Source organism: Oscillochloris sp. ZM17-4 (assembly GCF_019599295.1).
GTDB lineage: Bacteria > Chloroflexota > Chloroflexia > Chloroflexales > Chloroflexaceae > Oscillochloris.
On the sequence record NZ_JAIEWN010000039.1, the window covers coordinates 22,317 to 31,616 of the forward strand.

Here is a 9,300-nt window from a genome sequence, read left to right on the forward strand (position 1 = left end):
CGTGAACCTGCTCATCCCGCGCAGCGTGATCGCGCCGGGGAGCCCGTAGGGGCGACTGCGCTGGCGGGGATGCGTCCCCGCCAGCGCACCAGGGAGCGTTATCTTGGCCGCAGCACCTGCCCATCGGGGATTACGAGGAGTATCACAGTGAAGCGTTGCCTTACCGATCCGGATTTTCGATCACCTGTGATTGAGCGGCCCAACGGGAGACCAGATCTCTGGCAGTGGCGCCGCCGCCGGGCGCGCACCGTGGCGGCCCCGAGGCGCAGCAGCGGCCATCCGCCCTTCCCGCCCGTCTCAGTGACGATCACGATCTCGCCCCTCGCACCAGCAGCCAAGCTGAGCGAATAGCTGACACACCCGTGGCCGGGGCGGAGGGTTCCGCCCGCACCTCCCACGGAGACAAGGAGCGTCGTCTTGAAACAAATCCTCACCACGCTCGCCCCATCGGGCCTTCGGCTCTCGGCCCTGATGCGCCCGTGCCGCCGCGCGCGCGGCCAGGCGCTCGTCGAGACCCTGATGGTCATCCCCATCCTGCTCATGCTGCTGATCGGCCTGATCGATATCGGCCAGCTGCTGCTGGCCAACTACACCGTCAGCCAGGCGGCCCGCGCCGCCGCCCACCAGGCCGCCCTCGCCGGCGGTAATGCACAGGCGGCGAACCAGACCGCCGCCGATGTGCTTGACGGCGGCGTCGGCACTCGCGCCGATGATGCGGCCATCCTGGTCGCCTGCACACACAGCCCATGTCGGCGCTACGACCCGATCACGGTGTCGATCACCTACGTCGGCAACTTCTGGACGCCCCTGCCCCCGCTCTTCGAGCAGTTCACGCTGCGCGGCGAGGCCACCCGCGCCGCAGAGAGGGACGAACAATGAGCGCTATACAGAAGAAATTGCACGCTAAAACCACAGGCCAGTCGCTCGTGATCATGGCGATCATCCTGCCCTTTTTGATGGTCTTCGTCCTGATGGTGGTCGAGGTCGCCGAGCGCTGGCTGGAGGTGGCGATGGTCGAGGACGCGCTCCAGCAGGCCACCCGCTCGGCCGTGCAGGCATTCGACTACGCGGGGCTGGCCCGGGGAGAGGATGGGCTGCGCGTCACCAGCGACTGTAGAGCGGTGACGCTGGAGACCGCCGGGGCGTGCCGGGGGGTGGTGATAGTCGCCGACCGCTTCCTGCGCACCAACCTCACCGGGGTGCGCGGCCTTGGTGAGTATGCCGGCACGCTGGCCGCCCGCGTGCGCTGGACGGTGCTGCCCCAGGGCGGCACCTGCAGCTTCAGCGGGGGCACCTACACGACCGAGATCAGCCCGCTGCTCTGCGCCGAGGTGCGGCCGGTGATGACCGGCATCGTCGGCTGGGGCACCTACACGCCGTGGATCACCGCCGCTGACACGCTCGATACGACTGACTGAGACGACTCGGCCGTAGCGATCCCGCACGGCCCCCTAGCTGACAAGGAGACCCGACCTCAATGGCCACCACCTCATCCGCCCCGCTGAGCCAGGCGCTCAACCGCAAGAAGTCCAACCCGCTGCCAGCGATCCTGCTCGCCGTCGGCCTGCTCGCCGCGATCGGGCTGGCCGTCGTCGGCTACCTGGAGAGCCGCCGCACCGATGCCGTCGCGGTGCTCATCCGCGACGTGGCCTACGGCCAGCAGATCACCGCCGAGGATGTGGGCACCGTCGAGGTGTCGCTGCACCGCCCCACCCAGCTCGCCGGCATCACGAGCCCCGGCGCGATCATCGGCCAGTACGCCGCGCGCAACCTGGGGGCCAACGACCTGGTGCAGCCCTCAATGCTGATGGCCGAGCCGCCGACCCAGCCGACCTACCCCAACGGCGAGCAGCTGGACCCGAACATGGTGCCCGTGCCCTTCGCCACCGGCACGGTCGGGCCGATCACCTATCGCGACCGTCTGAACATCGGGTTCAGCGACCCGAGCGGCGCACCGGACCTGTGCGACGAGGCCCGCGGCGCGGCGGGCGGCGCGCCCTCCAGCGCGCCATCGGCCACGGCCTCCCAGGCCCGGCCCTACGCATGCCGCCTGCTCAGCTCGGTGCGCGTGCTCTACGTGGACGAGGGCGCGGGCGTGGCCTACCTGGAGCTGACGCCCTACCAGGCCCACACGATCTGGGCGCTCCAGGCGGCCGGCCTCCAGCTCTGGGGCGAGCGCTACGGCGCGACGGCGGCGCTGGCCGAGGAGCTGCACATGCTCGTGCGCAGCGGGCGCATGCGCAGCTGCTGGCAGCTCCCGCCCGAGGAGGCATTCGAGCTCGTGGGCGTGGGCGAGGGCCTGTCCGACCGCGAGCGGGCCCAGATCGACTGGTACGGCCCGCTGGAGATCTGGCGCGGCCCCGAGCACGAGGTCTCCGACATCCTGTTCAACGGCCCGGCGGGCGACCCCTTCTTCATCGTCCAGCGCGGCGCGATGGTTGACACCGGCGTGACGACGCACCCGAAGTGGATCGAATGGGTGTATCGCCAGCTGCTGCTGCGCAGCGGGAAGATCTCGCTGCTCTACGACGACGAGAGCGAGCTGCTGATGGCCCAGGGCGTGGCCGACCGGCTGCGCTACGCCATCACCCGCCCGCCCGCCACGCCCCAGGGCATCTCGCTGTCCGTGCGCCTGCTGCCCGAGCGCTGGCGCACGCTCGACGACCTAGTGCAGGCCGGGACGATCACACGCGAGGCGGCCGACCTGCTGCTGGAGGCCCTGGCCTGCGGGGCCTCGGTGCTGGTCTCGGGCGCGACCGGCAGCGGCAAGACGACCCTGACCGCCGGGCTGACCCAGGCCATCGGGCGGAGCAAGCGGCTGGTGATGATCGAGGACGGCGGGGAGCTGCCGCGCAGCCCGAACAGCCTGCACGTCGAGGTGCTCGACGGCGAGGGCGCGTTCAGCCGGGCGGTGAAGTTCGCCCTGCGCCAGAAGCCGAGCTACATCGTGGTCGGCGAGGTGCGCGGCGGCGAGGCCATGGCCATGCTCCAGGCGGCGGCCACCGGCCACCCCGGCATCGGCACCATCCACGCCGGCAGCGCCCAGGGCGCCCTGCGCAACCTGGAGCGCATGGCCATGCTCGGGCTCTCGGCCGAGGCCGGCGGCGGCGGGCAGGCCGCCGCCCAGATCGTCCGCGGCCTGATCACCTCCGACGTGGTCAGCCTGATCGTCGTGCAGATCGGCCAGACGCCCGGCGGGCGCCGCGCCGTGCTCAGCGTCGAGGAGGTGCTGCGCCAGGGCGGCCAGGGCCAGAGCGGCGACCAATTCCCGACCAGCCCGCTCTTCCGGCACGACCCCCAGGCCGACGCGCTCGTGCGCGTGGGCCACGTGAGCGGGGCCTGGGGGCTTGGCCGATTGTAGATTGTAGATTGCAGATTGCAGATTGTCGGCTCTGATTGATGGTTGCAGCGCAAGGTGCGCCCAATCTACGCTCTGCGCTCTGCGCTCTGCGCTCTACAATCTACAATCTGCAATCTGCAATCTGCAATCTGCAATCTGCAATCTGCAATCTGCAATTCAGAAGGAGAACCTCCCATGGAGCTCGTGATCTTCAGCGCCCTCGACGGACTCCAGGCGCGGGCCGAGGCCCTGCGCGACCTGGCGGTGCTCGCGCCCTCGCGCCTCGACCAGGTCCAGCGCCTGCTCTCAGGCGAGCGCCCGCCCGACGCGCTCTACATGGACGACAGCCGGGGCGTGCCGCTGCCCGACCTCTGGCGCAGCGCGGCCATCGCCCAGCAGGCGGGGGTGCGCGTGCTGCTCAACCTCTACGGCCCGGCCCGCGCCGCCCTGAACGACGCGCAGAGCGCCGGCATCCCCGCCATCAGCCAGGCCGACCCCGAGGCGGTGGCCGCGTGGATCGGCGTTCAGCTCGGCCTGGCCGCATCCGGCGGCGGCGGGCGCCTGCCGGTCGTCGCCATCGGCGCGGCCAAGGGCGGCATCGGCAAGACCTTCGCCACCTGCGTGCTGGCCGAGGGGCTACGCCGCCGCGGCCTGCGCGTGCTGGTCTGGGACAGCGACATCTCGAACCCCGGCCTCGTGCCGGCCTTCCGCGTGCCCACCAGCGCGCCCTCCTACCTGCACCTCATCCAGCGCGGCCCGGCCCACTGGAACCCCACCGGCATCAGGCCATTCATCTACGCGCCCGAGCACACCCGCGGCGGCGGCGAGGGCTGGGGCGGCATCGACTTCCTGATCGGCTCGCACAGCGTGGCCCGCGCCGAGAACGACGTGCGCCTCCCCGACTGGCAGGGCTTCTTCGCGGGCGTGGCCGCCGCCGAGGGCTACGACCTGGTGCTGATCGACACCCCGCCCGACTACCTGCGCCGGCCCTACGCCACCCACGTGCTCCAGCAGGGCGGCACCGTCATTCTGCCCGCGCCCCCCGGCTCCCGCGAGCGCATGGGCGTCGGCCACATGCTCGACCACTTTCGCGAGCACGCCCCCGAGCGGCTCGACCACTGCACGCTGCTCTTTATGGAGCCCGAGCGCGGCGTGACGGCCAGCGTGGACGATGTGGCCGGCCTCTTCGCCCGCCGCTACCCGCAGGTGAGCGCCCTCGGCACCCTGCCCCGCTCGCCGCGCCTGGCCAGCATGGCCGACGAGTACGACGGCTACATCTCGATGCTCGACCTCGGGCCGCACAGCGCCTTCACCCAGGCCTCCCACCGGGTGACGGAGGCGCTCTGCGCCCGCCTCGGCCTGTCGCCCAGCCTGCCCATGCCGCGAGTCAGCCCGTGGCGCAGGCTCGTCGCCGGGCTCCAGGGCGATAAGCCGGCGATGCCGGCGATGGCGTGATGCCGATAGAATATTCTTTTCTTGGTTGAAATTACCAGCTCTGCTGGTAATTTCAACCAAGAAAATAGGTGAGTTTTGAGGAGTAGCATGCAACCATCATCATCATCCCGCCCGCTCACCGTGATCGAGGACGGCGGCCTGGCCGCCATCGGATCGCCCGCCGCCCGCCGCCCGCCGGCCGACCCCGCCGCCGACCCGGCCACCCTCCAGGCCGTGCGCGACGCCCTGCTGGAGCGGCTCGACCCCGCGCTGCTCGACCCGGTCTCCCCGGCGGCGGTGCGCGACCCCGAGGTGCTGCGCGTGCTGCGCGAGCTGGTCGGCCGCCAGATCGAGCAGGGCTACGGCCCGCTGCGCGGGCTGCCCCAGGACGACGCCGGCCTGCTCCACATGTTCCAGGAGTCGCTCGGCTGGGGGCCGGCCCAGCCCTACCTGGACGACGAGCGCATCCAGGAGGTCAAGATCATCGGCGACATGATCATGGTGCAGGAGGAGGGCGCGGACTTCGCCCTGGTGCCCGAGCGCTTCGCCGCGCCGCGCCAGGCCCTCGACCGCGCCCTGCTCCTGGCCGCCCGGCTCAACGTGCCGCTCAGCCGCGCCCGCCCCCAGGACACCCTGCCCCTGGCCCACGGCACCCGCGTCCACGTCAGCATCCCGCCCTGCACGCCCGAGGGCAGCGCCCTGATCTGTATCCGCCGTGGCCGCCGCGCCGCATGGGGCCTGGATGAGATCGTGAGCCGCGGCGCCTGCGACGCCGCCGTGGGCGACCTGCTGCGCCTCCTGGCGCGGGCCGGCTGCTCCTTCCTGATCGCCGGCGAGACCGGCAGCGGCAAGACGGCCCTGCTGGAGGCGATCGTCAACAGCTGGCCCGGCGATCCCCACGTGATCACGATCGAGGATAACGCCCAGGAGATCAATGTGCGCCACCGCGCCTGGACCCGCGAGCTGGTGCAGAGCGCCACCGAGCCGGGGGCCTTCGGCCGGGCCGCCCGCGAGGTGCTGCGCCAGACGCCCTCGCTGGTGGCGCCCGGCGAGACCCGCGCCGAGGAGGCGGGGGCCATCCTGGCCGTGGCGGTGAGCGGCCACGCTGTGGTGACGACCATCCACGCCCGCTCGGCCGCCCGCGCCGTGCTGCGCTTCGCCGACTGCGCGGCGATGCCGGGGGCCTACATGCCCCCATCTTCCTGGCCCTGGCCCTCGCCGCGCCCCTGGCCGCCGCCCTGATCTGGGCGCTGCTGGGCGCCGCCGAGGCCCGCTACATCGCCCGGATCGACCGCGACCTGACGGCGGCCGTCGGCCGGCTGAGCGCCCTGCTCAAGAGCGGCAGCGGCTTCCGCAGCGCCGTCGAGCGCATCCTCGCCGACCTGCCGGCCGGGCCGCTGCGCGACGAGTGGGGCTACCTGCTCACCCGCCAGGGGGCCAACCTGGCCTCCGGCGGCATCGCCACGCCCCAGCAGGTGGTGGCCGCCATGGCCGAGCAGACGGCGTCCGCCCGCCAGGCCACCCTGCTCAGCCACCTGAGCGTGGCCGTCGGCCAGCCCCAGGACGTGCTGGCCCGCCGCTGCGAGGCGGCCTACGCGGCCATCCAGGCCTCGGACAGGCGGCGCGAGGAGGCCGTCACCGAGCTGGCCCAGATGCGCTACAGCGGCATCGCCGTGGGCATGGCCGGCATCGCCATGGCCGCCTACCTCACCATTACCCAGTGGGGGCGGGTGGTCGAGGCCTACAGCACGCCGCTCGGCGCGGTCGTCGGCGCGGTGGTGGCTATATCGCTGGCCCTGCCGATCATCGGCGGGGCGCTGCTCGCCCGCGCCGACGACGTGGATTATTAAGTGTTATTGCTGGCTGGCGACATAGTCGCCAGCCAGCAATAACAGGGAGGGTTTTATGCAAGACCTGCTGATCGCCCCGGGGGCGCCCTACTTCCTGGGCGCGCTGGCCGCCAGCCTGCTCGCCGGGCTCGGCCTGGCCCTAATGCCTCCCCGGCCGCTCGCCGCCGGCCCGGCCACGCCCGGCATCAGCCCGACCGCCCGCCTCGCCGCCGGGCAGATCGCCGGCGTCGCCCTGGCCAGCCTGCTGATCACCGTCGTGCTCGCCGGGGATGTGCGCGGCAGCGCGCGCACCCTGCTGCTGGCGGCAGCGCTCGGCGCCTACCTCGGCCTCGGCCTGGCCCTGCCGCGCCGGCCCGAGGTGCGCCGCCAGCGCGAGGCGGCCGCCCTGCGCCGCCTCACCCCCGGCATGATCGCCTTTGTGCGCGTCGGCCTGGGCAGCTTCGAGTCGCCCACGGCTATCCTGAGCCGCTACGTCGCCCAGGGCCACCCGCGGATCGCCCCCATGCGCCAGCTGGTGGCCGAGGCCATCCAGCTCGGCCAGGACCGGCGGCTGCGCCCCTTCGCCGCCCTGGCGCTCGCCGCCCGCCCGCGGGGCTGCCGCGAGCTGACCGATGTCGCCGAGGCCCTGGCCCAGTCCGAGTCCGAGGGCGCATCCGTCGAGACGGTGCTCGCCGCCCAGCAGGCCACCCTGGAGCTCATCCTCCAGAGCGAGTTCAAGCGCGAGCTGCGCCGCCGCACCATGTACCTGCTGCTGATGGTCGCGGTGTCGCTGGTGGTCGGGATCCTGATCAACCTGCTCTGGATTATGACCAGGGGCGGCGCGGCGCTCACCCAGATGGGGTAGAATGAAGGCATGACACGACCAGCCCGCGCCGCCGTCGCCGCCGGCGCCGCCCTGCTGATCCTGCTGCTGGCCTGCGCCCTGGCCGGCTTCGCGGCGACGGGCCGGCCGGGCGCGCGCCGCTGGCAGCTCGACTCGCCGGCGGTTGGCGGGCACGTCTACTCGCTGTGGCTGCTGCCCTGCGACGCGCTCAACCCCGGCCAGATCCTGTTTGTCCGCGACGCGATGATCTTCAGCCGCTACCCGCCGCCCGGCCTTGCCATCCCACTCGCCCCGGCGTGCCCGTAGGGACGCAGCGTGCTGCGTCCCCATCCCCGGAATCCCTTGTTGTTTTGGTGAAATGTGGCAGCTTCGCTGCCACATTTCACCAAAACAACGCAGGTTTTTGTTGCCAGCAACAACACTGCGCACAGTGAGGGTGTGGGAGAGCTTCGCTCTCCCACAAAAAAACTTGTTCTGCTGCGGCGCGGCTACGCTGCGCCGCAGCAGAACAAGTGCAGCATGTGCCTGCTGGGCACAAACAACGCAGGTTTTTAGGGCAACAGCCCTACCCTACAGCCCGGCGGCGCGCAGGGCCGCCCGGTAGATATCGGCCAGCGGGGCGCCCGAGGCGCGGGCCAGCGCCGCACAGTCCTCGTACTCGGGCGCCCCGCCCGCCACCTCGCCGGCGATCAGCTTGCGCTTCACCCGCACCGCGCCCCATGGCGTCTCCACGGGCAGGCTGTCGCGCCCGGCGGCGCGACGCTCCACCGGCGACCAGCGCACCCCCAGGCTGGGCGTCTCACGCAGGATGATGTCCGTCAGCGGCGCCACGTCGCCGGGCCGGGCCAGGCAGGCGAGCTGATAGGCCGGGCGGCCCTTCTTCATCACCAGCGGGGCGGCCCACGCGTCCAGCGCGCCCGATGCCAGCAGGCGCTCGATCGCGTAGGCCAGCGCCTCGCCGGTAACATCATCCAGGTTGCAGCGCAGCTCGGACAGCGACTCGCGGCCGTCACCCTCGGCCGCATCGCTCTCGCCGAGCCAGATCCGCAGGCCGTTGAGCCGAGGGAACTCCTTGGAGCCGAGGCCGTAGCCGACGCGCTGGACGCGCATCGGCGGCTGGCCGAAGGTGGCCAGCTCGGCCAGGAGCGCGGCGGCGGTGGGCGTGAGCAGCTCGCCGTCGCTGCCGGGCGGGGCCGGGATGATCGGCGCGGAGACCTCGGCCAGCAGGGCCAGCGTGGCCGGCGCGGGCACCGGCAGCGGGCCGTGCTGGGTGCGCACCCAGCCCCGCCCCAGCGGCAGCGGCGAGGCATAGATCTTGCTGACAGAGAGGATGTCCACACCCACGCAGAAGCCGACCATATCCACGATGCTATCGACAGCGCCGACCTCGTGGAAGTGGACAGCGTCGACGGGGACGCCGTGGATAGCGGCCTCGGCGCGGGCCAGCCGCCCGAAGGCGCCGAGCGCCATAGATCGCGCCCGGTCGGACAGGCGGCCGCCGGCGATCAGCGCGCGGATCTGCGCCCAGTCGCGGGCGGGCTGCCCTTCATCGACGCGCACGCGCAGGCGCGCCCCCTGCACACCGTGGCGCTGCACCCGCTCTAGCTCCAGATCGTAGCCGCCAAGATCGACCCCCGCCAGCCCCCGCCGCAGCGCATCAATCTCTAGGCCGGCGTCGAGCAGCGCGGCCAGGAGCATGTCGCCGGCCGCCCCGTGAAAGCAATCGATATAGATGATCCGCACGACTTCTCTCCTCACATAGGCAGCGCATGCGCCACCTGATAGTCACCGTAATCATACCCCCAGGGCATGTGCACCGTCGCTGGCGGCTAAAGCCGCGTCGCGGGGGCCTG

9 protein-coding genes are annotated in these 9,300 nt (G+C 72.0%); 8 read left to right on the forward strand and 1 reads right to left on the reverse strand.

The features are described from left to right. Positions 1-417: 417 nt before the first annotated feature. The 8 genes from K2Z83_RS21615 to K2Z83_RS21655 all read left to right on the forward strand — a co-directional run bounded on the left by K2Z83_RS21615 (position 418) and on the right by K2Z83_RS21655 (position 7,753). A complete protein-coding gene (locus K2Z83_RS21615; RefSeq protein WP_220597262.1) occupies positions 418-879 on the forward strand; it encodes a TadE/TadG family type IV pilus assembly protein in 462 nt (153 codons plus the stop codon). Further along, complete coding sequence (locus K2Z83_RS21620) at positions 876-1,418, forward strand: hypothetical protein (protein ID WP_220597263.1); 543 nt, start codon at positions 876-878, stop codon at positions 1,416-1,418. Before K2Z83_RS21615 ends, K2Z83_RS21620 begins: the two co-directional genes overlap by 4 nt. Positions 1,419-1,477: 59 nt before the next feature. After that, positions 1,478-3,361, forward strand: a complete 1,884-nt coding sequence (locus K2Z83_RS29295; protein WP_255604389.1) for an ATPase, T2SS/T4P/T4SS family — start codon at positions 1,478-1,480, stop codon at positions 3,359-3,361. A gap of 174 nt (positions 3,362-3,535) precedes the next feature. Further along, positions 3,536-4,795, forward strand: a complete 1,260-nt coding sequence (locus tag K2Z83_RS21635) for a ParA family protein (protein WP_220597264.1) — start codon at positions 3,536-3,538, stop codon at positions 4,793-4,795. Positions 4,796-4,882: 87 nt separating this feature from the next. Next, on the forward strand, positions 4,883-6,016 hold the full coding sequence (locus K2Z83_RS21640) for an ATPase, T2SS/T4P/T4SS family (protein ID WP_255604390.1): 1,134 nt from the start codon (positions 4,883-4,885) through the stop codon (positions 6,014-6,016). Positions 6,017-6,261: 245 nt separating this feature from the next. After that, positions 6,262-6,624, forward strand: a complete 363-nt coding sequence (locus tag K2Z83_RS21645; RefSeq protein WP_220597265.1) for a hypothetical protein — start codon at positions 6,262-6,264, stop codon at positions 6,622-6,624. A 55-nt stretch (positions 6,625-6,679) separates the two neighbouring features. Next, on the forward strand, positions 6,680-7,468 hold the full coding sequence (locus K2Z83_RS21650; RefSeq protein WP_220597266.1) for a hypothetical protein: 789 nt from the start codon (positions 6,680-6,682) through the stop codon (positions 7,466-7,468). 9 nt (positions 7,469-7,477) lie between these two features. Continuing rightward, complete coding sequence (locus K2Z83_RS21655) at positions 7,478-7,753, forward strand: hypothetical protein (protein ID WP_220597267.1); 276 nt, start codon at positions 7,478-7,480, stop codon at positions 7,751-7,753. A gap of 264 nt (positions 7,754-8,017) precedes the next feature. Here K2Z83_RS21655 and larC read toward each other — a convergent pair whose 3' ends face one another. Then, complete coding sequence (larC, locus tag K2Z83_RS21660; RefSeq protein WP_370650249.1) at positions 8,018-9,190, reverse strand: nickel pincer cofactor biosynthesis protein LarC; 1,173 nt, start codon at positions 9,188-9,190, stop codon at positions 8,018-8,020. Between the last annotated feature and the right edge of the window lie 110 nt (positions 9,191-9,300).